This window comes from Flavobacterium sp. FlaQc-47 (genome assembly GCF_044006475.1).
Lineage (GTDB): Bacteria > Bacteroidota > Bacteroidia > Flavobacteriales > Flavobacteriaceae > Flavobacterium.
Genome location: NZ_JBIPCQ010000008.1, coordinates 35,730 through 57,166, shown reverse-complemented (window position 1 = coordinate 57,166; position 21,437 = coordinate 35,730). Strand labels below are relative to the sequence as shown.

Annotated in this window: 20 protein-coding genes; 4 read left to right on the top strand and 16 right to left on the bottom strand. The window is 33.3% G+C overall.

From position 1 onward, the window contains the following. Nucleotides 1-53: 53 nt before the first annotated feature. Both ACHRVX_RS20935 and aroC read right to left on the bottom strand, forming a co-directional pair. Nucleotides 54-1,352, bottom strand: coding sequence for a dicarboxylate/amino acid:cation symporter (locus ACHRVX_RS20935; protein WP_395335881.1), 1,299 nt, complete (start codon nucleotides 1,350-1,352; stop codon nucleotides 54-56). Nucleotides 1,353-1,407: 55 nt separating this feature from the next. After that, complete coding sequence (aroC, locus tag ACHRVX_RS20930; protein ID WP_395335879.1) at nucleotides 1,408-2,466, bottom strand: chorismate synthase; 1,059 nt, start codon at nucleotides 2,464-2,466, stop codon at nucleotides 1,408-1,410. Nucleotides 2,467-2,654: 188 nt separating this feature from the next. Here aroC and ACHRVX_RS20925 point away from each other — a divergent pair, with 188 nt between their 5' ends. Beyond that, the gene (locus ACHRVX_RS20925) at nucleotides 2,655-3,479 is read left to right on the top strand and encodes a UDP-2,3-diacylglucosamine diphosphatase (RefSeq protein ID WP_395335877.1); all 825 of its coding nucleotides are present in this window, start codon (nucleotides 2,655-2,657) and stop codon (nucleotides 3,477-3,479) included. A gap of 146 nt (nucleotides 3,480-3,625) precedes the next feature. Further along, nucleotides 3,626-4,123, top strand: a complete 498-nt coding sequence (locus ACHRVX_RS20920; RefSeq protein WP_395335874.1) for a hypothetical protein — start codon at nucleotides 3,626-3,628, stop codon at nucleotides 4,121-4,123. Between the two features lie 311 nt (nucleotides 4,124-4,434). Here the strand turns inward: ACHRVX_RS20920 and ACHRVX_RS20915 are convergent, their stop codons facing one another. The 9 genes from ACHRVX_RS20915 to ACHRVX_RS20875 all read right to left on the bottom strand — a co-directional run bounded on the left by ACHRVX_RS20915 (nucleotide 4,435) and on the right by ACHRVX_RS20875 (nucleotide 14,027). Continuing rightward, nucleotides 4,435-4,863, bottom strand: a complete 429-nt coding sequence (locus ACHRVX_RS20915) for a protease complex subunit PrcB family protein (RefSeq protein ID WP_395335872.1) — start codon at nucleotides 4,861-4,863, stop codon at nucleotides 4,435-4,437. Nucleotides 4,864-4,886: 23 nt separating this feature from the next. Next, on the bottom strand, nucleotides 4,887-6,023 hold the full coding sequence (bshA, locus tag ACHRVX_RS20910) for an N-acetyl-alpha-D-glucosaminyl L-malate synthase BshA (RefSeq protein WP_395335870.1): 1,137 nt from the start codon (nucleotides 6,021-6,023) through the stop codon (nucleotides 4,887-4,889). Between the two features lie 2,058 nt (nucleotides 6,024-8,081). Beyond that, nucleotides 8,082-8,543, bottom strand: coding sequence for a tetratricopeptide repeat protein (locus ACHRVX_RS20905; protein ID WP_395335868.1), 462 nt, complete (start codon nucleotides 8,541-8,543; stop codon nucleotides 8,082-8,084). A gap of 123 nt (nucleotides 8,544-8,666) precedes the next feature. After that, a complete protein-coding gene (locus tag ACHRVX_RS20900; protein WP_395335866.1) occupies nucleotides 8,667-8,813 on the bottom strand; it encodes a hypothetical protein in 147 nt (48 codons plus the stop codon). Between the two features lie 191 nt (nucleotides 8,814-9,004). Then, complete coding sequence (locus ACHRVX_RS20895; protein WP_395335864.1) at nucleotides 9,005-9,487, bottom strand: ABC transporter ATPase; 483 nt, start codon at nucleotides 9,485-9,487, stop codon at nucleotides 9,005-9,007. Nucleotides 9,488-9,599: 112 nt separating this feature from the next. After that, nucleotides 9,600-10,391 carry a (Fe-S)-binding protein gene (locus tag ACHRVX_RS20890; protein WP_213298474.1) on the bottom strand — a complete coding sequence of 264 codons (792 nt, stop codon included), beginning with the start codon at nucleotides 10,389-10,391 and terminating at the stop codon, nucleotides 9,600-9,602. Nucleotides 10,392-10,529: 138 nt separating this feature from the next. Further along, nucleotides 10,530-11,861: a 4Fe-4S dicluster domain-containing protein gene (locus ACHRVX_RS20885; protein ID WP_395335862.1), complete on the bottom strand. Its 1,332-nt coding sequence runs from the start codon at nucleotides 11,859-11,861 to the stop codon at nucleotides 10,530-10,532. Nucleotides 11,862-11,877: 16 nt separating this feature from the next. Next, nucleotides 11,878-12,849: an MlaD family protein gene (locus ACHRVX_RS20880; protein WP_395335860.1), complete on the bottom strand. Its 972-nt coding sequence runs from the start codon at nucleotides 12,847-12,849 to the stop codon at nucleotides 11,878-11,880. A 50-nt stretch (nucleotides 12,850-12,899) separates the two neighbouring features. Beyond that, nucleotides 12,900-14,027 carry an N-acetylmuramoyl-L-alanine amidase gene (locus tag ACHRVX_RS20875; RefSeq protein WP_395335858.1) on the bottom strand — a complete coding sequence of 376 codons (1,128 nt, stop codon included), beginning with the start codon at nucleotides 14,025-14,027 and terminating at the stop codon, nucleotides 12,900-12,902. An 82-nt stretch (nucleotides 14,028-14,109) separates the two neighbouring features. Between ACHRVX_RS20875 and ACHRVX_RS20870 the strand changes: the two genes are divergently transcribed. Together ACHRVX_RS20870 and ACHRVX_RS20865 are read left to right on the top strand one after the other, a co-directional pair. Beyond that, nucleotides 14,110-16,833: a putative LPS assembly protein LptD gene (locus ACHRVX_RS20870; RefSeq protein ID WP_395335856.1), complete on the top strand. Its 2,724-nt coding sequence runs from the start codon at nucleotides 14,110-14,112 to the stop codon at nucleotides 16,831-16,833. 122 nt (nucleotides 16,834-16,955) lie between these two features. Beyond that, on the top strand, nucleotides 16,956-17,336 hold the full coding sequence (locus ACHRVX_RS20865) for a RidA family protein (protein WP_395335854.1): 381 nt from the start codon (nucleotides 16,956-16,958) through the stop codon (nucleotides 17,334-17,336). On the opposite strand, the gene ACHRVX_RS20860 is transcribed toward ACHRVX_RS20865, so the two are convergent. From ACHRVX_RS20860 to pfkA, 5 genes are all read right to left on the bottom strand, one after another. After that, nucleotides 17,317-17,703, bottom strand: a complete 387-nt coding sequence (locus ACHRVX_RS20860; protein WP_395335852.1) for a methylglyoxal synthase — start codon at nucleotides 17,701-17,703, stop codon at nucleotides 17,317-17,319. The genes ACHRVX_RS20865 and ACHRVX_RS20860 overlap by 20 nt on opposite strands. A gap of 193 nt (nucleotides 17,704-17,896) precedes the next feature. Continuing rightward, nucleotides 17,897-18,271: a methylglyoxal synthase gene (locus tag ACHRVX_RS20855; protein ID WP_213298496.1), complete on the bottom strand. Its 375-nt coding sequence runs from the start codon at nucleotides 18,269-18,271 to the stop codon at nucleotides 17,897-17,899. 9 nt (nucleotides 18,272-18,280) lie between these two features. Next, on the bottom strand, nucleotides 18,281-19,132 hold the full coding sequence (locus ACHRVX_RS20850; protein WP_395335850.1) for an N-acetylglucosamine kinase: 852 nt from the start codon (nucleotides 19,130-19,132) through the stop codon (nucleotides 18,281-18,283). Nucleotides 19,133-19,260: 128 nt separating this feature from the next. Next, nucleotides 19,261-20,265 carry a type I glyceraldehyde-3-phosphate dehydrogenase gene (gene gap / locus ACHRVX_RS20845; RefSeq protein ID WP_213298502.1) on the bottom strand — a complete coding sequence of 335 codons (1,005 nt, stop codon included), beginning with the start codon at nucleotides 20,263-20,265 and terminating at the stop codon, nucleotides 19,261-19,263. Between the two features lie 94 nt (nucleotides 20,266-20,359). After that, nucleotides 20,360-21,346: a 6-phosphofructokinase gene (gene pfkA, locus ACHRVX_RS20840; RefSeq protein ID WP_395335846.1), complete on the bottom strand. Its 987-nt coding sequence runs from the start codon at nucleotides 21,344-21,346 to the stop codon at nucleotides 20,360-20,362. Nucleotides 21,347-21,437: the final 91 nt, after the last annotated feature.

Here is a 21,437-nt window from a genome sequence, read left to right as displayed (position 1 = left end):
AAATTTTACTCAGAATTTGAACTTTTTATTCTGAAAAATATAACATTTTCTAATTATTCAGAAGCAATATCTTTAGTCTCAGGAAGAGTATCCAAATCATTATCATTTTCCCACTGTCCTACCACAGAAGTTGCCAAAGCATTTCCTAATACGTTTGTAGCACTTCTGAACATATCACAAAAGTGATCAATTGGTAAAATCAAAGCAATTCCTTCAATCGGAATTTTAAACATTCCGCAAGTTGCCGCTACCACAACTAAACTTGCTCTTGGTACTCCGGCAATTCCTTTACTGGTTAACATTAAAACCAGTAACATTACCATTTGTGTTCCTAAATCAAGATGAACGCCATAAAACTGAGCAATAAAAATGCTGGCAAACGTCATATACATCATACTTCCGTCAAGATTAAACGAATAACCTAAAGGCAGCATAAATGATACAATTTTATTTTTTACTCCAAATTCTTCTAATTCCTCTGTTAATTTAGGAAAAACAGCTTCACTGCTTGTTGTTCCAAAAGCAATTGCTAATGGTCCTATAATACGTTTTAATAACTCCGTCATTCTTCCTTTCAGGAAAATATATCCCACTGTAATTAACACAAACCACAATGTACTTATTCCGATTAAAAATGATCCGAAGAATTTGAAATACGTAATTACTAATTCTTCTGCATCTCTAATCGCAAATACTCCTGCAATGGCTCCAAAAACTCCAATTGGAGCGAAGTTCATTACATAATTAACCATTTTTAAAACAATATGCGACACCTTATCCAATGCATTGATAACCGGTTTTACAGTAGTTCCTAATGATGCTGCTGCTAATCCGAAAAAGATTGAGAACACAACAATTTGCAAAATTTCATTAGTTGCCATTGCTTCAAAAATACTTTTAGGAACTATATGCTCCACAAAATTCTCAAATGACAAAGTGGTTGTTTTAGCCGTAACTTCAGATGCAGCTGCCATATCAACGTGATCCAATTTTAAACCCACTCCGGGTTCTAAAATATTCACATAAAATAAACCAATTAATAGGGATATAAACGAAGCTGTAAAAAACCATCCAAGTGCTTTTCCACCAATTCTGCCTACGGTTTTAATATCTCCCAATTTCGCAATTCCCACTACTAAAGTCGTGAAAACTAAAGGAGAAATAATCATTTGTACCAATCGGATAAAAATGGTAGCAAGCATTTTTATTTTAGTACTAAAAGATACCGCTGCTTCTTGCGAAACCGAATTGTGCAATATAATTCCTAAAGTTGCTCCAAGCACCATTGCAATTATAATTTGCCCCGTTAATCCCGAAAGAAATGATTTTTTTTTGGTTTCTGTAACTTGCATTAATTTGTTTTGTTTTAGAATTAAAATACTAAGACCCTCACTGTCCTAATTTTTATTAATATGTTTTGTTGATTAAGTAAAAATCAGCCAAAACAATTGCTGCCATTGCTTCCACAATAGGCACAGCACGCGGAACCACACATGGATCATGACGTCCTTTTCCGGTCATGGGTGTAATGTTTCCTTTATTATCTAATGAATCCTGAGTTTGCATAATGGTTGCAACGGGTTTAAAAGCTACTCTAAAATAGATGTCCATTCCGTTACTGATTCCGCCCTGAATTCCACCTGAAAGATTTGTTTTTGTAGTTCCGTCAGGATTGTATAAATCATTATGTTCGCTTCCTTTCATTTCAGAACCTGAAAATCCGCTTCCGTATTCAAAACCTTTTACTGCATTAATAGAAAGCATTGCTTTTCCTAATTCGGCGTGTAATTTATCAAAAACAGGTTCTCCTAAACCAACCGGAACATTCTGGATTACACATGAAACAACTCCGCCAACAGTATCTCCCTGTTTACGGATATCACGTATGTATTCTTCCATAATTGCTGCTGATTTTTCGTCAGGGCAACGAACAGGATTGCTTTCTATTTTAGAAAAATCCAATTCCTGATAAGGCGTATCCAAATGAATTGGACCCACAGATGAAACGTATGCATTAATTTTAATTTCAGGTAACATTTGCTTCGCAATTGCACCTGCTACTACCCTGCTTGCGGTTTCGCGCGCAGAGCTTCTTCCGCCACCGCGATAATCACGAAAACCATATTTTTGGTCGTACACATAATCAGCGTGACTTGGTCTGTAATTGTCTTTGATATGAGAGTAATCGTCTGATTTTTGATTGGTATTGGGGATAATAAAACCTATTGGAGTTCCGGTTGTTTTTCCTTCAAAAATTCCGGATAAAAACTGAACTGCATCCGGTTCCTTACGTTGCGTTACAATTGCTGACTGTCCTGGTTTTCTGCGAGACATTTCAACTTCAATTGCTTCTAAATCAAGTTCAATTCCTGATGGACAACCATCTATGATTCCGCCTAAAGCTTCACCATGAGATTCTCCAAATGTTGTTACTTTATATAGGGTGCCGTAGCTATTTCCTGCCATTGTAATTTGTTTTGAGCAAATGTAAGTTTTATGAATTAAATTAAAAAATTTTACATTAGTATTATTAAATAAAGGTTAAGTAGTTTAAAAATCACAATTTATTAAAATTGTAGCCAAATTGGTAACCTTTTGATAAAACAAATTGACCTGAAGTTTCTTTTATTTGTGGAACTTCAAATAAAGAAAAATTGAAAAAACGAAATGTTGAATTGGTCATTCTTTCAGATGTCCATTTAGGAACTTACGGAAGTCACGCTAAAGAACTAAACAACTATTTATCAAGTATTAAACCCAAAACTTTAGTCTTAAACGGCGACATTATTGATGCCTGGCAATTTAGAAAATCGTACTTTCCAAAAGCACATTTAAGAGTCATTCAGCGTATTATCGGGATGGCTTCTAAGGGTACAAAAGTGTATTATATTACTGGAAATCACGATGAAATTCTTAGAAAGTTTAGCGACATGAACATGGGAAATTTTTCTTTGGTCGACAAATTAGTTTTGGAATTAGACGATAAAAAAGCGTGGATTTTTCACGGAGATGTTTTTGACGCTTCGGTTCAGCATTCAAAATGGATTGCAAAACTAGGCGGACTTGGCTACGATTATTTGATTTTAAGCAACAGATTCGCGAATTGGTGTCTGGCAAAATTAGGTCGTGAACCCTATTCATTTTCTAAAAAAATAAAAGCCAGCGTAAAAAAAGCTGTCAAATTTATTTCGGACTTTGAAACTACTGCAACTGATTTAGCAATCGAAAAAAAATACGATTATGTAATTTGCGGACATATCCATGAACCAAAAATAATTAATATCGAAAACAAATACGGATCTACATTATACTTAAATTCCGGAGATTGGGTTGAAAATTTAACAGCATTAGAATACCACAAAAAACGCTGGAAATTGTACTCTTACGCTGAAAGTAATTTCACTGAAGAAGAAAATCTTTTTGAAATGGAAGATATTTTAAGTTCTCAATTAATCTCTTCAATAATTCTAAAAAAATAAATTGTTTTTATCTTCCATTAATGATTATTAATGCTTGTTATATTTTATCCACAGCTCAAATGTGAATTATATAACAATTTTCAAAAATAGTATACGTTATCACTTGGTACGCCAATGTACATTTGAAAAAAATTAATAACCATTATATGAAAAAAATAATTTTATCAGCCATTATGCTATTAGGATTAGCTTTTACGGCTCAATCACAAGAAATTTCAAAAAACGCTTTAGGTTTGCGTTTAGGAGACAATAACGGTTTTGGAGGTGAAGTGTCATATCAATTAGGATTAAACCAAAAAAACAGACTTGAATTTGATTTAGGTTTTAGAAACAGTAGCGATGTAGATGCTATTAAAGCTGTTGCTCTTTACCAATGGGTTTGGAACATCGATGGCGGTTTTAACTGGTACGCTGGTGTAGGTGGTGGAATCGCTGCATGGGATCATGATTACTACACAAACAATAATAAATTTAACGACAGCGGAACATACGTGTTTGCTGCTGGAGATATCGGTATAGAATATAGATTTAGCGAAGCACCAATCACATTATCATTAGATGCAAGACCAGAAATTGGATCAGGGTATTATGACGATGATAACTTTGGATTTGATGTAGGTTTAGGAGTTAAATTTAGATTCTAAATTAAAACTAAAAAATAATTGTAAAAGAAATCCTGTCGCTTAAAACCGACAGGATTTTTTTTGTTTATCACATTGAGCGAAGTCGAAAATGTAACCCAAATAACATTAATTTCAAGCCAGGGAAAAGCTATGTCTGGCTGAGATAAGCAGTGCATTGAAGCAGCAAGTTTTTTTTTTACCGCAAAGCACGCTAAGATTTTACCTAATCCTATGTTTAAAAACACAAGTTCGCAAAGCTTTGATTGATTTAGCTTTGCGAACTTTTTGTTTCTGAGCATTTTATATAAAAAAACTTTGTGCTATTAAAACTATTATTTAATAATGATCTCCTTTTTAGAATGTATTTTAACCACCGTGTAAGGATATGTAATTACCTGCATTGCCATTGCATCCGGCGCGGGACCATTCTCTTTTACTGTGATAATGATATTTTTGTCTGTTTCTTCAACTTTTTCAACGCCAATAGAATAACCTCCGGTATTTTTTTCTCCCATATTCAGAATGATGTAATTTGAATTACTAATATCATCCTGTTTCATTTTATCCTTTAAAAGCGGATCATTTTCCAGCATTTTGATTTCATTCGGTTCCGTCAAAATTTCAAAAAATTTAATATTTCCTCCACCGTCAGATTGTTCCGTTAAAACTTCATACAAAATTTTCGAACCAGAACCTGACGTTTTTTTTGCTCCACAGGAAACCAAAACAAAAACCAGTACAACCAGAATTACTTTTTTCATCTACTATATTTTAAATTAAGTTTTTACTCTTTATAATCGTCAATGGCTCTTTGATATAAAGCTTCATATTTAGGCAGGATATTTACGATATCAAACTTTTTAGCCACTTCTAAAGCATTTGCTTTAAATTGTTTTAAAACAGTATCGTCTTTAAGAATTTTAATCGCATTTGCAGCCATTTCATCTACATTTCCCACATCACTTAAATATCCTGAAAAACCATCAAAATTAACTTCCGGCAAACCTCCTGAGTTACTCGAAATCACGGGAACTCCACAAGCCATTGCTTCTAAAGCCGCTAAACCAAAACTTTCTGTTTCTGACGGAAGTAAAAATAAATCAGTCAGACATAAAATTTTATCAATCTCATTACTGTTTCCAAAGAAAATTACCTTTTCGTAAATTCCCAGTTCCATACACAAAGCTTCCGCTTTTTCCTTTTCAGGACCATCACCAACCATCATTAATTTGGCAGGCATATCTTTCTGGATATTATAAAAAATCTTAATAATATCAGGAATACGTTTTACCTTTCTAAAGTTACTGATATGCGTGATAATGCGCTCATTTTCCTTTGCCATTACAGAGCGGTGACAAGGAGCCAGAGGATCTTTTCGCATTTTATCCAGTTCAATGAAATTCGGAATCACCCTGATTTTGTTCTTGATTTTGAACAATTTCAAAGTATCATCTTTCAAACTTTGAGAAACAGATGTCACATAATCTGATTTATTGATACTAAAAGTCACCGCAGGTTTATAAAACGGGTGATTTCCTACCAGTGTAATATCAGTTCCGTGAAGCGTAGTAATCATTGGAAGATTAATTCCTTCATTTTTAAGCATTTGCTTCGCCATATAACCCGCATAAGCGTGAGGAATAGCATAATGCACATGAAGAACTTCTATTTTATATAATTTCACCATATCAACCAGTTTGCTTGACAAAGCCAATTCGTAAGGCTGATAATGGAAAAGAGGATACTCAGGAACGTTTACTTCGTGATAATGAACATTAGGATTTAAAAGTGCCAGCCTAACCGGCTGACTATAAGTAATAAAGTGGATTTCGTGTCCGCGTCTGGCTAATTCAAGGCCTAGTTCTGTAGCAACTACACCACTTCCGCCAAATGTTGGATAACAAACTATTGCTATTTTCATGTATTAAATTTAATACTACGAAAGTACTCAAAAATAGCATTTAATCGAAGATTTCGATTGTTAGATTTTTGTGAATATTAGAGTTATCACATTATTAGATTGTTAGTCCTTAAACTTCGGGATTAAGTAATTATGCTATAGTATTCCTGTCATTCTGATCGAAGTCGGGGGTACTTTATACTTATAGCTAATAATTTACAATTTTTATAAGGAGCAGAAAAATTCATTTTCAAAAGTACCATTTGTCCCGCTGTCCGTTATATCTTTTATGCCGAACCCCGGCACAAAAGGATATCACTTCCATCGGGGCTAGATTTGAGGTTGTTGTTTTTATAAGAAAATCCTCTTCAATAACATATCCACACAAGTTTTCGACAAATTAACATTGCTTTTAGAGAATTAACCGTACTAATTTCTTTTATAGTTTCTGTCTAGTCCCTACAGGACATTTGGGTTGGGTTGCTATTTTTTATACCGACATATAACTCCTAACGGAGTATAATTTGAATGTTTTGAAAATTGTGCATCAATTTATTTCTATTAATTCATTTCCATAAATTAACTTTCTAAGAGAGCATACGTCGTAGAGGTTAAGTACTGGTAAAAAAATATAAGCCATGATAATTTGTCCCGTAGGGACTGAATATAATCCTACAATCAAAATACGAAGCGTAAAGTAATATATAGTCCCTACAGGACATTTGGGTTGGGTTGCTATTTTTTCTACCGACATATAACTCCTAACGGAGTATAATTTGAATGTTTTGAAAAATGTCCTTTCAATTTATTTCTATTAATCAATCAATTAACCTTCTATAGAGTATACCTCGGAGAGGTTAAATGTCGGTAGGAAAAAATATAAGGCCGTGATAATTTGCCCCGTGGGGACTGCATATAATCCTAATCAAAATATGAGGCATAAAGCAAACCTAACAGGTTTTAAAACCTGTCGGATTACATAAACTGTCTTTAAAAAATTATATATAGTCCCTACAGGACAAATTTGTGGTGTATCTTGTTTTTTTTCTATCCACATATAACTCCTAACGGAGTATAATTTGAATGTTTTGAAAAAATGCGCATCAATTCATTTCTATTACTTCATTTCCATAAATTAACCTTCTAAGAAAGTATACCTCGTAGAGGTTAAATGTTGGTAAAAAAATATAACGCCTTGATAATTTGTCCAGTAGGGACTGCAAATAATCCTACAATCAAATATGAGGCATAAAGTAAAAACGAAAGGTTTTGAAAAATGCTCATCAATTTATTTCAATTAATTCATTTCCATAAATTAACCCTCTAAGAGAGCATACCTCGTAGAGGTTAAATGTCGGTAGAAAAAAAATAACGCCGTGATAATTTGTCCCATAGGGACTGAATATAATACCATAATCAAAATATGAGGAAGTAAACCCAACAGATTTTAAAAACCTATGGGGTTTATCTCGATCATCTTTGTCAAAGTTCAAAACTTTGAGAATGATTTCCGTAAGCAACAGTGTATAAAAAATGGGACTATAATGCCTTTTATTTTTTTATTGACTTTAAAATATATAGTCCCTACGGGACAAATTGGGCGATACAATCTTTATTTCTACCTACATTTAACTCCTAACGGAGTAATTCGTAAAGTTCCAAGTATTGGCAATAAAAGGAATTTAATATCTTTTAGGAGTTAGCTTGTAAAGAGTATACGTTGGTAGAAAACACTTTTGATAAACAAAGAAATACCAAGTAGTGGTTAAATATTGGTAGAAAATAAAAGAGTAGGATTATCCAATTTTCCCGTAGGGAATACATATAAAATTCACGTAATCCTGACAATTTCGACGGAGGAAACATCACACTCGAAACTTGACAAAGAATGACAATTTTCTTTATGGAATATCTGGTGTTATTTCTCCTGCGTCGAAATTGACAAAATTATGGTAAATCCGGGTTTCACTATCCGTGCCAACATTTGACAAAGGTTTAAAACTTTGACAAAGATTTATAGCCGCGGCAGAACGCAGAAAAGGCATAAAATCTAAATTTTACGCCTCTTATATATATTTTTTAAGTTTTAAAATTAAATTCTCCTTTCAATTCCTCAGGTATTTCTTCTTTATTTTTAATTTTATTATAAACTTTCAAAGCTTTTTTCTTTCCATCTTCATCATTGTTTTGTTCTGCTATCTTTATCAGACTCAAAGAATAATGAATATTAAAATTATCATCATTTTTAAACTTAGACGCACATTCTTCAAAATGAAATATAGCTTCTATGTAATTTTTATTCAACGTTAAAAGTATTCCGTATAATAATTCTGTCTGATTTTTAATTTCAGAATTTCTTTTACCATACTTTTCAATTGAGATTTTAATATTTTCTAAACCTTTATCAACATCTCCAATCATTGGAGCGGTTAAAGCAAAACCATAATAACCTTCGGGATTATCAGGAAAAAAAGTTATCATCTCACTATATTTTTTCCTTGCCAAATCCACCTTTCCAAACATCAAACCAGTCATTGCCAAATTTTGTTTAAATTCTATTGATTTATTGTTCGCAAGACTATCTGCAATATAGTAATATCCTATAGCAAGATCATATTTATTTTGTAATCTTAAAGTATATCCAGCCCAAAAATAGGCATCGCATTATGTTGAATCTTTTTTAACAATATCTAAAAAAATCCTTGTTGATACATTTTGATATTTTTTGTATTGTAAAGTTCTAAATCCTAAATCATAAAGTTCTAATATTTTATCATCATTAGTTTCACAATATCTCTTTTGTCCTGCCATGTAATTTTACGAAAAAATTAAATTACAGATTAAAAATGTTATTAATAAAAATACTTCTTTCTTCATGTGTTTGTAGCTTCTAATTTTCTATAAAACTAATTATTTTATCCAAAATAATTTTCTTTTTTTTAACCACAAAAAAAGGCATAAAATCTAAATTTTACGCCTTTTCAAATATCTGTAAATTCTTCTTAGAAAAATCTGCTGTGCCAGCTATCGGCAGCAGGAACTTCCCAGGATTCGTTGTATTCTTCAATGTTGTTTACAAGGTTATTGAAAACAATCGTATTCTCTGAAACCGATTTATCTTTAACCATTTTCTTGAAATCAATTAATGGTTTATGAGCGATATGCTCACCTAGTTTAAAAGTCACGTTCATTTTATCTAACAAATCAACGTTGTATTTTTTCTCCAAACTCTGAATAAATTCCACCGAACTATCGATAGAACATCCTGTAGCCGGTTGCACATCCTGATTTACAGCCAAAATAATAAATCGGTTGTATTTTAGTTGATACGAAGCTTCTAAACTTGTTCCGTGTGCTGCCCAGCCTTCAACAAAAGCTTTCAGGTCAGTTTCTATTTCAGAAAATTCTTCCTCAGAAAATTTTCTATTGGATTGATAAATCCAGATTCTGGATTCACCAGGTAAATCTTCAAAAGGTATATACATTTTAATTTTAGATTTTAGATTGTTGATTTTAGATTTCTTGAAATGTTTCAGGTTTCAAGTTTCAGGTTAAAAACCTTTGTCGCTTTGCACCTTTGCCACTTTGAACCTAAGACTACAAGTCTTGCGCATTTGCAATTAACTCAGCGATATCCATCACTTTCACTTGTCCTTCTTTTTCCTGATGTTTGATACCATCGGTTAGCATCGTATTACAAAAAGGGCAACCCGCTGCAATAATATCCGGCTGAACTTCAAGTGCATCTTCTGTACGGAGTACGTTTACTTCTTTGTTTCCTGGTTCAGCATCTTTAAACATTTGTGCTCCACCTGCTCCACAACATAAACCGTTTGCTTTTGAACGCTTCATTTCGACTAATTCAACGTCTAACTTCTGAATTAAATCTCTTGGTGCTTCGTATACTTTGTTTGCTCTCCCTAAATAACAAGGATCGTGAAAAGTAATTTTCTTCCCTTTAAATTGTCCGCCTTCTACCGTTAATCTTCCATCGTCTATTAATGACTTCAAAAATTCAGTATGATGAATTACATCATATTGACCTCCCAGTTCAGGATATTCATTTTTTAAAGTATTAAAACAATGCGGACAAGCCGTTACTATTTTTTTAGCTTCATATGCATTTAAAACCTCAATATTCATCATGGCTTGCATTTGAAACAAAAATTCATTTCCGGCACGTTTTGCAGGATCTCCGGTACAACTCTCTTCTGTACCAAGAACCGCAAATGAAACATTGGTACGATTTAAAATTCGTACAAATGCCTTTGTTATTTTTTTTGCTCTATCATCAAAACTTCCTGCACAACCTACCCAAAACAAAACTTCTGGTTGTTTTCCTTCGGCGAGCATTTCTGCCATTGTTGGTACTACTAAACTTTCTGACATCTTCTTTTGTTGTTAAATCGGTTAATTGTTTATTTGGTTACTAGCACTCTTTACTATAACCTTCACTAAAAAACCTTATATATTTATTCATCAATTAAACGGTTAAACAAATAACCAATTCAACGATTAAACTATTTTCTAATTTTCATTTTTCCAATTCAATCTGTCTTGCTGATTGTATTGCCAGGGTGCTCCATTATTTTCGATATTGGTCATCATGGCATTTAGCGACATTGGCGCAGCACTTTGTTCCATCACTAAATAACGACGCATATCCATAATAATAGATAAAGGACTAATATTAACCGGACATTCTTCAACACAAGCGTTACATGACGTACATGCCCATAATTCTTCGGGAGTAATATAATCGTTTAATAATGTTTTGTTATCAGGAACAAAAACACCTTTATTAGTATCAATATTTTTTCCTACTTCCTGCAAACGATCTCTTGTGTCCATCATAATTTTACGAGGGGACAATTTTTTACCCGTTTGATTTGCCGGACATGCTGATGTACAACGACCACATTCTGTACAAGTATAAGCATTTAGCAATTGAACCCAGTTTAAATCATGAACATCACTTGCACCAAATTTAGAGGGTGCAGCATTTGCATCAACCGGAGCCGCTGCAAACGGATCTGCATTTGGATCCATCATTAATTTTACCTCTTGTGTAACCGATGCTAAATTATCAAACTTTCCTTGTGGATTTAAATTTGCAAAATAAGTATTAGGGAACGCTAAAAGAATGTGCAAATGTTTTGAAAAGTACAAATAGTTCATAAAAACTAAAATACCTGCAATATGTAACCACCAGAACACTTCAAACAATATCACGACCAATTCATTAGACATTCCGTTAAAGATGGGTGCAATAAACTGACTTACAGGAAAACTTCCTGCAGGATGAAATACTTTACCGGGAACGTGTTGCAAATGAAAATCAGCTGCATTCATCAATAAAAATAATGTCATTAATACCATCTCAAAATACAAGATGTAATTGGCATCACTTTTAGGAAAACCTTTTAAATCCGGATTAATAAAACGTTTTAATCGTATAATATTTCTTCTGATCCAGAAAACTGATACAGCTACAAGAACCAAAAGTGCCAATATTTCAAATGATGCAATTAAAATATCGTATACAACACCTAAATAAGGCGCAAAAATTCTGTGTGTACCAAATAAACCATCAATAATGATTTCAAGTAATTCGATATTTATAATTATAAAACCCAGATAAACGACAATATGTAATACGCCCGCTACAGGACGTTTCACCATTTTAGATTGTCCAAGCGCAATCAAAGCCATGTTTGCCCAACGTGCCTTTGGATTGTCTTTTCGATCTACATCGACTCCTAAATTAATGTTTCGGATAATTTTTTTTACACTCGTCGCAAAAAAACCAAAACCAGCTATCAGAAGTATAGCGAATAAAATATTGTCTAAATAACTCATTCTATAGTGTACTTAATTATTTTTTGTCAGTAGTTGTTGAGCTTGCATCTTCTGCAGGTGCAACATATGGCTTATTTTTCTTTCCGAAAAGAGAAACATTTACATAACGTGTTGGATAAAGGCGAACATCCTGTAATAATAACTCCAGCTCTTTTGAAGTTTTAGAAAGATTATTGTACAAGGCATCATCATTTAATAATTTACCTGCTGTGCCTTTTCCTGAGTTTAAGTTGCTCATGATACCATCAACTTTAGCCAAAGTTTTGTTTAGGTTTCTCACTGTTTTACCTAAATCAGCTTTGTTTAAAGAGTCAGATATTTTATTGAAGTTGCTTGACATTTTATTAAAGTTGGTCACAACTCCGTTAATCTGACCTTTATTAGTATCTAAAATAGTATTTAAACTTCCTGAAGCTCTGTGAAATTGCTCCATAGTCTGGCTTAATTCTGCTAATGATTTTTTTAGATTTTCCTGTCCTTGCTTGTCTAAAACATTATTTAAACCGGCAACCAGTGTATTAATGTTAAGAAGCATTAAATCTAATTTTTGCTGAATTGGCTCAATTTTACCTCCAAGAGATTCTGTTAGTCCTAATTCTACAGCAGCTTCAAGGGTTTGCCCTTCAACAGCAGGATCTTTATCTTCAAGATTAGGTAAAATCTTAATTTGTTTTCCTCCAATTAAACTTGGAGAATATAAAGATGCCTTACTTGTTTTTGAGATTGGAAAATCTGTTTTTAACTGAAGTTCTACTAATAATTTACCAGTTACTTCATTAATTGTGATTTTAGTTACTTTACCTACTGTAAGACCATTTATAGTTACAGGTGCAGATTGTGACAAATCCTCCACATTATTATATTCAACATATAATGTTTTGTAATTTGTAAAAAGGTCTTTGCCTTTTAAAAAACTATAGCCCCAAATAAATAATAAAATAGATGCGATGACTAATATAGCCGTTTTAATTTCTCTTGTTAGTTTCAAAATTCTAAGTGTTTGTACAAAATTAATATAAATATTCGAAGTAAGGACTATTATTTAATAGCGTCTTGAATATTGATTTTCTCTCCGTCTTTATTTGCAATTAGAAATGCGGCTCCATATCCTTTATTTTTAGCTTCTTCCAAATATTTTTTAGCCGTTTCATAATTGGAAGTTTCCTGATAGAAATATTTGTAAATGTTGTTTTCATACAACATTGTTACATTTTTCAATCCTTTAAAGTTTTTAGGCTCCAGTGGTGTTTTTTTAATGCTGGCAATAAGCTGAACTTTAAAAAAGATTCCTTTTGGAGCATTTTTAGCTGCCGCAGCGCTTTCCACCACCTTTGCTTTTACCGGCGTAGAGGTATCTTTTGCTGGTCTTGCCTCTGATGCTTCTGAAGCTCCGGAACCAAAATACTCTCTTTTATAACTGATAATTGCCTCGGCAATAGCTTTTGCAATATCATCCTGTCCTTCTTCAGAGTTTAAAATATTTCCTTCGGTAGGATTAGAGACAAATCCGGTTTCAATCAAAACTCTGGGCATATATGCTTTATGAAGTACCATAAATGGTGCTTGCTTTACTCCTCCTTGTCTTAGTTTTTTTCCGAGTTTTTCAAAATTATCTTCCACTTTACTGGCAAGTGAGATGCTATTATCTAAATACTCTTCCTGCATTAAGGTCATTCCAATCATTGATTCAGGCGAATTAGGATCGTAACCTTCATATTTACGTTTATAATCTTTCTCTAATGTAATTACGGAGTTCTCTTTTTTCGCAGCTTCAAGATTCGACGCTACTTTACTCAAACCCATTACATAGGTTTCTGTTCCGTCAGCAGCTGTATTTTTGTTGGCATTACAGTGAATTGAAACAAAAATATTCGAATTTGCTCTGTTCGCAATATTGGCTCTTTCTACCAAATCGATAAAAACATCTGTTTTACGAGTATAAATAACATTGATATTTGGACTTGCTTCTAAAATTTTACCAACTTTTAAAACAATAGCCAAAGCAATATTTTTTTCAATTCGTCCGCTATAAACAGCACCAAAGTCATGATCGCCATGCCCGGCATCCAGTGTTACCTTAAAAACATTTGACTGACTGTAGGCACAAAAAGACAATATCGTTAGAAAAAAAGTAAATATTACTTTAATTTTGTTAAATATATTCATAAATCTAAAAGTTAATTTTAATAAAACGTAACACCTATAATTTTTACAATTGATTATTTTTGACAAAAAATTATATGTAAGTTTGACATGTCAAAAAACAAGCCATAATTATACAAAAATAGCATTTAAACCTTTGCATACAAACTTATTTAATATCGTTTTATTATCATTTTTCCTATCATTAGGATGTGGTAATTTATATTCGCAAGAGATAAAAAACAAAAAGAAGCCGTTACCTGCTGCAAAACAAACAGATAAACCTAAAATTACTGTTGCAGAAAAAGCGCCGGCTCCTATTCTTGATACCATAAAGTTAGATACCGTTAAGCCTAAAAAGAATTTTTTAGATGCTGTTACGAAGTATAAAGCTAAGGATTATGCTAAATATGACAAGAAAGCAAGAACGCTGACTTTATACAATGAAGCGGAATTATACTATAAAGATGTCGAATTAAAATCCGGAATCATTGTATTAAACCTGGAAAAAGATGAAGTTTATGCCGGACGTATACGAGATTCCGCAGGAGTTTTAACGCAATATCCCAATTTTAAACAAGGTGCGAGTGAAGTTCAGCCCGATTCTATCCGATTTAATTTTAAAACTAAAAAGGCTTTAATTTATAATTCGAGAACTGAACAGGGAGAATTTAAAATCAAAGCTGCCGTTACCAAAAAAGAAAATGACTCCGTTTACTTTTTAAAAGGAGCGCGATTTACAACTTCAAAAGACATTGACAACCCCGAATATTATTTTCAGACTAATAAAGTGAAGTTTATTCCGGGGAAAAAAGTAATCACCGGATTAACGAATATGGTTATCGCCGATGTTCCTACTCCACTTGCTTTACCTTTTGCTTATTTCCCAATGAGTCAGGAAAAAAGTGTTTCGGGAATTATTATTCCAAGTTATAATGATTCGAACACCAGAGGTTTCTCGTTACAAAACGGAGGTTATTATTTCGCTTTAAGCGACAATTATGATTTAACCGTTTTAGGAGATTATTACACGAATGGTAGTTACGCGATGCGATTTGAATCGGCGTACGCAACCAGATATAAGTATAGGGGAAATATTAATATTCGTTATGAAAACCTGATTAACAGCGAACGTGGTTATCCTGATTATAGTAAAGAGAAAATCTATAACATTCAATGGTCACATTCAAAAGATACAAAATCAAATCCTAATTCAAGTTTTTCTGCGTCTGTGAATATGGGTAGTAGTAAATACTTCAAACGATCTATCAATCAGGCAAACGTGGGATCGAATTTAAATAACACTTTAAATTCATCTATCTCATACAATAAAACTTTTAATACAATCCCTCAGGCGCGTTTTTCATTAACTGCAACGCATTCACAAAACACGCAAACAGAGCAAATTCAAATGACTTTGCCGGCTTTACAAGCGAGTGTTGATCGTGTTTATCCGTTCGTAGGGAAAGACGGGGTTAAAAAAGGTTTTATAAAAAATATCAACTTACAATATAATCTAAGCGGTAAAAATAATTTCAACACGACCGATTCATTGTTTTTTAAACCTCAAATGTTTAAAGACGCACAAATTGGTATGCAGCATAGTATCCCGATTAGTACGAATTTTAAAATATTTAAATATTTTAGTGCCGGAGCATCTACTAATTATCAGGAAACCTGGGTTACAAAAACGGTTGACAGAAATTATGATACAGATCAGAGTAAGGTTGTCGATAAAACGGTAAACGGATTTGACGCTTACAGAACTTATAATTTCAGCACTAATTTAGGAACTACTATTTATGGTACTTTCAACTTTGGAGACGATAAAAGAATCCAGTCGATTCGTCACGTCATGAGACCCACTGTGACATATTCATACACGCCTAGTTTTGATCAGTACTACAACAATTATACTGTAGATGCTTCTGGAAGAATTTCTACTTATTCAAGATTTGACGGTGGTATTTTTGGCGCTCCCGGAAAAAGTAATTCTAATATCGTATCATTTGCTTTAAGCAACACTTTTGAAGCTAAGGTAAGAGACAGGGACAGCACAAAAACAGAACCTAAAAAAATCATGCTGTTGAACAATTTAAACTTCAGTACAAGTTATAATTTTGATGCTGACGGAAAAGAAACTTTAGCATGGCAACCGGTTCTTGTAAGTGGTGGAACTCAGCTTTTTGACAATAAGATGAATGTGAATTTTGGTGCTACTTTAGATCCATACGCGATTGACAATGGAGGGACAAGACTTAGCACTTACAATATTGACAACGGCGGAAGTTTATTCAGAATGACCAGTGCCAATGTAACTTTAAACTATTCGTTCTCCAATAAAGGCAGCGGCAAGGAAGAAAATAAGCAGAGTGAACGGAATGGTGGTCGTAAAGATGATTTATTCGGAACTAATACGGATTTAAATGACAGCAGGAACAGCCAGTTTGCAAACGAAAAAGACGAAGATAAAGAGGATGTGATTACGGAGTTTTTTAATTCTAAAATCCCGTGGGATATGACTTTGGCCTATTCGTTAACCTATTCGAATACAAAGCGTGATAATACTATTAGCGGAAACTCTATTATGATTTCGGCAAATATGGATATTACGCCTAAATGGAAAGGCGGGGTTTCTACCGGTTACGATTTCGTGCAAAAGGGTGTTACGTTTACCCAATTCCGTTTTGAAAGGGATTTATTAAGCTGGAGAATGGCTTTTAACTGGACTCCTCTTGGTGTCAACTCTAACTGGAATTTCTTTATTGGTATCAAATCCGGAATGCTTAGTGACATTAAATGGAATAAACGAAGTACTTCAAACCGATAAAAAACACCATTTAAACTTAAAAATTTTGGCAGTTATTATGAAATTAGATTTTCAGACTTAATCTTACTTTCATAATAGTATTAAATTATAATGCTTCAATAAATATTTCAAATCACTATATTATGAAAAAAATCATTTTTACAGACAAAGCACCGGCTCCTATTGGTCCATATAACCAGGCTGTATTATCAGGAAACACACTTTATGCTTCTGGTCAGATTGCTATAAACCCGGCTTCAGGAGAAATTATTACAGACAATATCACTGATGAAACTACGCAGGTAATGCAAAACATTGCTGCTATTTTAGAAGCTGCAAATATGACTTTTGAGAATATTGTTAAAGCTACTATCTTTATTATGGATATGAATAATTTTGCTGCAATAAACACTATTTACGGTTCTTATTTTGACGAAAAAACGGCTCCTGCCCGTGAAACTGTTCAGGTAGCATGTTTGCCTAAAAACGTAAATGTTGAAATTTCTATAATCGCTGTACAATAGCGTTTAAAAATAATTGTGCCGTTGCTTCATTTATTGCCAGCGGCACATTATGAACATCACAGATCCTGACCAGCATTTTGATGTCAACTTCATGGGCATTTGTTACTAAAGGATCTGTAAACATAAATACGATATTAATTTTGCCCTGTGCTACTTTAGCAGCAATTTGAGCATCACCACCCATAGAACACGGAAGCATTTTTTTTACTTTAAATCCGGATTTCTCTGCATTTCTTCCTAATATTCCTGTTGCAATAAGTTTTACTTTATCATGTTGAAGCATTATTCCGTTTTTAATTAAAAACTGAATCATATCTGCTTTCTTGTTATCATGAGCAATAATTGCAATTACAGTTTGTTTTTTCATGATTCAGCGATAAAAATATTGTATCAAATTTACATTAAAAAATGAAAGAATATAATTACAAGTCAATGAAAATCAAATATTTACCAATACAATAATAAAACACTTCAATTCTTTTTTTTTAGCAAATTAATAAGCAATAAAAAACCGTTTCAATAATGAAACGGTTTCTTATATATTTTAAAATGTAAAAATTCTATAATTGCAGTGCAACAGCATTTAGCAGTAACTGAGCCGAAGCTTCATTTGTGGCTAAAGGCACATTGTGTACGTCACAAACACGAATAAGCATATTAATATCGACTTCGTGGGCATGGCTTGCAAGCGGATCTTTAAAAAAGAAAACCATCTGTGTTTTACCTTCGGCTACACGCGCAGCAATTTGCGCATCACCTCCCATTGGTCCTGAAAGCATTCTCTTTACTTTAAATCCAGCATTTACTGCTTTACTTCCGGTAGTTCCTGTTGCAATCAGCCTGATATTTTCCTGAAGCAATAAAGTTTTGTTTTTGTTTAAAAACTGAACCATATCTGCCTTCTTACCGTCGTGAGCAATAATAGCAATTTCCATATCCTTTATTTATTGATTAGCAACATGATAAGCTATTAATCCGTCAATAGGTCTTCTTAAAACATTTCCTAATTGAAGTTCATACTTGTCAAATGTTTCCTGTAATTCATCTTTCAGATAAAAAGCGATAGAACCTACAAAATGAACCGGAAGTTCTTTACAATTATCAAACTGTTTGATATAGTTTTTTACAAAAGATTTCATCCCTTTAAAGATAATTTTTCTGCAAAATTCTGTGTCTTTATGTTTGATTAAAAATTTCGCGAAAGTCGCTAAATAAGCATTAGGATTGGGCTCTTTATATAATTTATTCTTGATAAAATCAGGATCTAAATCATATTCTTTTTCAAATTCAACTGCCAGTTCTTTAGGCATTTTATTGAAATAATACTTTCTGATTAATTCTTTTCCAAAAACGTTTCCGCTGCAGTCATCCATAACAATATATCCTAATGACTGTACTTTTTGATGCAATACTTTTCCATCAAAATAACTACAATTAGAACCTGTTCCTAAAATACTTACAATAGCTTCTTCACCTTTTGGGGTAGTTGCATAAACTGCTGCGTATGTATCTTCATGAACTTCAACAATGGCATTCACGAAATATTCCTGAAATATTTGCGAAAGCGCGGTTTTCATTCTGTCAGTTCCACAACCTGCTCCGTAGAAGAACAAATGTGTGGCATTTTTTTTATTTTGTAAGATATCAAAACGGTCGTTCAATCTTTCAAGGATATCCGGAGCGTCAAGAATTTCAGGATTTAATCCTAAAGTTTGTGTCGTGAATAATACTTTTCCATTATCATCAATTGCAATCCAATCGGCTTTAGTAGATCCACTATCAACTATTAATTTCATTTTATTTAGTTTTTGGATTAGTTTTCTTTAACCAAATAAAAAGTGTATTTTTTACATTAATTAAAGAGGTAACAAAATAAGAAAATCCCGTTACTTGACATAACGGGATTTTGCAAATATATATACTATTATTTCAAACCTGCAATATGCACAGATAAATCAATTAATTTTGAAGAATATCCATACTCATTATCGTACCAGGATACAAATTTGAAGAAAGTAGAGTTTAATCCAATTCCGGCAGTTGCATCAACGATTGAAGTTCTTTTATCAGAAATAAAATCCTGAGAAACAACCGCATCTTCAGTATATCCTAAAATACCTTTCATTGTAGTTTCAGAAGCTGTTTTCAAAACAGCAAGAATTTCCTCGTAAGTAGTTTCTTTAGCCACTTTTACAGTTAAATCTACTACAGAAACGTCAGCAGTAGGAACACGGAAAGACATTCCTGTTAATTTTCCATTTAAAGATGGAATTACTTTTCCGACAGCTTTTGCAGCTCCTGTAGAAGATGGGATGATGTTAATGCTTGCAGCACGTCCACCTCTCCAGTCTTTTCTTGAAGGACCATCAGCAGTCATTTGAGTTGAAGTTGTAGCGTGTACAGTTGTCATCAAAGCTTCTTCAATTCCGAAGTTATCGTGGATAACTTTAGCTAAAGGCGCTAAACAGTTTGTAGTACAAGAAGCGTTAGAAACTACTAAATCTGTAGCTTTTGCAGTTTCGTGGTTTACACCCATTACAAACATTGGAGCATCTGCAGAAGGTGCAGAAATAATTACTTTTTTAGCACCACCTTTAATGTGCTCATTTGCAGTTTCGATAGTGGTAAAAATACCAGTACATTCAGCAACTACATCAACATCAACCTCGTTCCATTTTAAGTCAGCCGGATTTCTTTCAGCAGTAATACGGATATTTCTTCCGTTTACGTAAAGCTTTCCTTCTTTAACTTCTACAGTTCCGTTGAAACGACCGTGAACTGAATCATATTTTAATAAATAAGCTAAGTGATCTACATCTAACAAGTCATTGATTGCAACAACTTCTACGTTATCTCTGTTGAAAGATTCTCTAAAAACGATTCTTCCGATACGTCCAAATCCGTTTATTCCTAATTTTACTTTTGACATTTTACTTAATTTTTTTGCTTTTGTTTTTATTACACTAATAATTAAAGTCTAATTTCCTCACAATAAACTTCTTTCCTTTTAAACTTTTTATTTATTATGTTGACATGATGTCAGACACTCTCAATAATTCTCTATCAATTTCTGATTTCCCTTTAATTGCTTGTTCAAGAGGCGTTAAAGCCACTTTATCAGCCTGAAGACCTACCATATAATTTGATTTACCTTCAATTAAGGATTCCACTGCTTTTACACCTAGACGGCTTGCTAAAACGCGGTCAAAACAAGATGGAGAACCACCGCGCTGCATGTGTCCTAAAACAGATACTCTTACATCGTACTCCGGTAAATTTGCTTCAACGTAATCCTTTAATTCAAAAACGTTTTTACCAATTTTATCCCCTTCGGCAATAACTACTATACTGGATGATTTTCCTGAAGCCTTACTTTTTTGAAGAGAGTCAAGTAATCTGTCTAAACCTAAATCTTCTTCAGGAATAAGAATTTCTTCTGCACCTGCACCAATTCCCGCATTAAGCGCAATATGACCGGCATCTCTACCCATAACCTCTACAAAAAATAAACGGTTATGTGAACTTGCAGTATCTCTGATTTTATCAATACAATCTACAACAGTATTCAAAGCGGTATCATACCCTAAAGTATGGCTTGTACCAAAAATATCATTATCAATTGTACCCGGAATCCCCATAACAGGAAAACCATATTCTGAATTAAATATCAATCCTCCGGTAAAACTTCCGTCACCACCTATTACTACAAGAGCATCAACTCCGGCTTTAATAAGATTATCGTGTGCTTTTTTTCTACCTTCCGGGGTTCTAAACTCAACCGAACGAGCTGATTTTAAGATCGTTCCACCTTTGTTTACAATATTATTTACGCTTCGGGGACCCATTTCTTTGAAATCACCTTCGATCATTCCCTGATACCCTCTATAAATTCCTATGCATTCTATATTATGATAAGCGCATGTTCGAACAACTGATCGTATTGCGGCATTCATTCCAGGTGAGTCTCCTCCCGATGTCAGAACACCAACTTTTTTTATTGTTTTTGGCATTATTTAAGTATTAAAGTGTAAAATTAGCAAACATTCACCACTTCTCGGGTTATGTTTATAATAAATTAATAAAATATGTTAAATTCAAACG

Excerpts from the sequence above, each read along its gene's own strand:
- ACHRVX_RS20850 (WP_395335850.1), bottom strand. The coding sequence starts at position 19,132 with ATGAAATTAATAGTTGATAGTGGATCTACTAAAGCCGATTGGATTGCA.
- ACHRVX_RS20885 (WP_395335862.1), bottom strand. The coding sequence starts at position 11,861 with ATGAGTTATTTAGACAATATTTTATTCGCTATACTTCTGATAGCTGGT.
- ACHRVX_RS20890 (WP_213298474.1), bottom strand. The coding sequence starts at position 10,391 with ATGTCAGAAAGTTTAGTAGTACCAACAATGGCAGAAATGCTCGCCGAA.
- pfkA (WP_395335846.1), bottom strand. The coding sequence starts at position 21,346 with ATGCCAAAAACAATAAAAAAAGTTGGTGTTCTGACATCGGGAGGAGAC.
- ACHRVX_RS20895 (WP_395335864.1), bottom strand. The coding sequence starts at position 9,487 with ATGTATATACCTTTTGAAGATTTACCTGGTGAATCCAGAATCTGGATT.
- ACHRVX_RS20920 (WP_395335874.1), top strand. The coding sequence starts at position 3,626 with ATGAAAAAAATAATTTTATCAGCCATTATGCTATTAGGATTAGCTTTT.
- ACHRVX_RS20900 (WP_395335866.1), bottom strand. The coding sequence starts at position 8,813 with ATGGCAGGACAAAAGAGATATTGTGAAACTAATGATGATAAAATATTA.
- ACHRVX_RS20860 (WP_395335852.1), bottom strand. The coding sequence starts at position 17,703 with ATGAAAAAACAAACTGTAATTGCAATTATTGCTCATGATAACAAGAAA.
- gap (WP_213298502.1), bottom strand. The coding sequence starts at position 20,265 with ATGTCAAAAGTAAAATTAGGAATAAACGGATTTGGACGTATCGGAAGA.
- bshA (WP_395335870.1), bottom strand. The coding sequence starts at position 6,023 with ATGAAAATAGCAATAGTTTGTTATCCAACATTTGGCGGAAGTGGTGTA.
- ACHRVX_RS20865 (WP_395335854.1), top strand. The coding sequence starts at position 16,956 with ATGAAAAAAATCATTTTTACAGACAAAGCACCGGCTCCTATTGGTCCA.
- aroC (WP_395335879.1), bottom strand. The coding sequence starts at position 2,466 with ATGGCAGGAAATAGCTACGGCACCCTATATAAAGTAACAACATTTGGA.
- ACHRVX_RS20915 (WP_395335872.1), bottom strand. The coding sequence starts at position 4,863 with ATGAAAAAAGTAATTCTGGTTGTACTGGTTTTTGTTTTGGTTTCCTGT.
- ACHRVX_RS20875 (WP_395335858.1), bottom strand. The coding sequence starts at position 14,027 with ATGAATATATTTAACAAAATTAAAGTAATATTTACTTTTTTTCTAACG.
- ACHRVX_RS20855 (WP_213298496.1), bottom strand. The coding sequence starts at position 18,271 with ATGGAAATTGCTATTATTGCTCACGACGGTAAGAAGGCAGATATGGTT.
- ACHRVX_RS20935 (WP_395335881.1), bottom strand. The coding sequence starts at position 1,352 with ATGCAAGTTACAGAAACCAAAAAAAAATCATTTCTTTCGGGATTAACG.